The sequence below is a fragment of the Chryseobacterium sp. CG10_8 genome (assembly GCF_058117085.1).
Map to the genome: position 1 here is coordinate 1 of NZ_JBYVEB010000230.1, position 1,310 is coordinate 1,310.

At 34.9% G+C, this 1,310-nt stretch carries 1 protein-coding gene; it reads right to left on the reverse strand.

Going from position 1 to position 1,310, the window contains the following annotated elements; translation table 11 throughout:
• Positions 1-14: 14 nt before the first annotated feature.
• Positions 15-1,232 (reverse strand): acyloxyacyl hydrolase, encoded by a 1,218-nt coding sequence (locus AC4AGG_RS16435; protein WP_489773105.1) that lies wholly within the window; start codon positions 1,230-1,232, stop codon positions 15-17.
• Positions 1,233-1,310 lie beyond the last annotated feature (78 nt).

The window sequence follows — 1,310 nt, forward strand, 5'->3', positions numbered from 1 at the left end:
TTTATTTCGTTTTGCTATTTCCATCTTACTGGGACTAATACAATTCCCCACTCTATCCAATCCGCTCCAAAGCCCCTTCTGGTCTTAAGTCCAACCTGAAACTTCAGCCAATCATTAGCCTGATATATTAATGCTGGTCTTAAGAACAGTTTATCTTTCCCTTTATCACTACCCAAATAAGTTCCCGCTTGAAGGCGAACTGCCATCTTCCAAAAATTAAAATCAGCACCTCCATGAATCCCATATAAATTCCAATCCTTTCTATCACGATACTCAGGGTAAGAAACTAAACTGCTGTCATAAAAATAATCCAAACCTCCTGTGAAAGATATCATCGTGTTATATCTATAATTATAGTCCAAGACCACAGACGAAGTCCAATATCTTTTACCTGTATTAGTTTCTCCATCTTCATCTGGATAATTCTGAACATTTCCTACTGCACCGTATAGAGAAATACTATTTTCCTTAATCTTATCATTCTTTTCTCTGGGCTGTCGATGATATCTTGAAGGAAGTACTTTGGTTGAATAAGTATATCGATCGTAATTTTTCTGTTCCCTATTATGGTAGTAGGTAAGACCGACATTAATCCCTAACATATTAAGTCCATAATTAGGAACAAATAATCGACCGTTGGACGAATGCATAAAATCAATCCCATACACTAAATCTAATTCTCTCGTGAGTTGATAAGAAAAAGCAGCTTTCATGTTGAAATAAAGGGACACATTGGAGCTAATAGCGTCGTTATCGGGATTTAGTACTGGATCATATTTGGCTAACTGATAGGTTAAACCTAAAGATGGAGTTATTCCAAAAACATTTTTACGATAGTATTTACTGGTCTGAAAGGTCATAAAACCATAGACTCCTCTTGGATTACCAAAAACCTCTCGATTACCTATATTTCCACCATAATAACCAAAGCCATAGATTGGAGTTCCATATTTTTTACTCCAATTTCCTTCCTTAGAATTTTGCCAGCCAAAATCCACCGTTGTAGAATAAAATTGATGTAAATCAGGTTTGAGACTTTCCCCACCATAGATGTGACCCCCAGTATGAAACTGTCCTGTAATAGTACGAAACCTCCCTTGAGCATTCAATTGTGTAATTGAATCCTGGTCTAAAGATTGTTCAAAAAGCTTATTTTGTAATGTGGATACCTTTTGAGCATAGAAACAACAAGATATACACCCCACGAAAAGTAGGCTTAATATGAGTTTCATTGGTTTTAGTTATTAGTTTGTACGAAGTTATGATTTTTTTCTACAAAACAAATAATTTTTGAAAATAATTTAAATTAA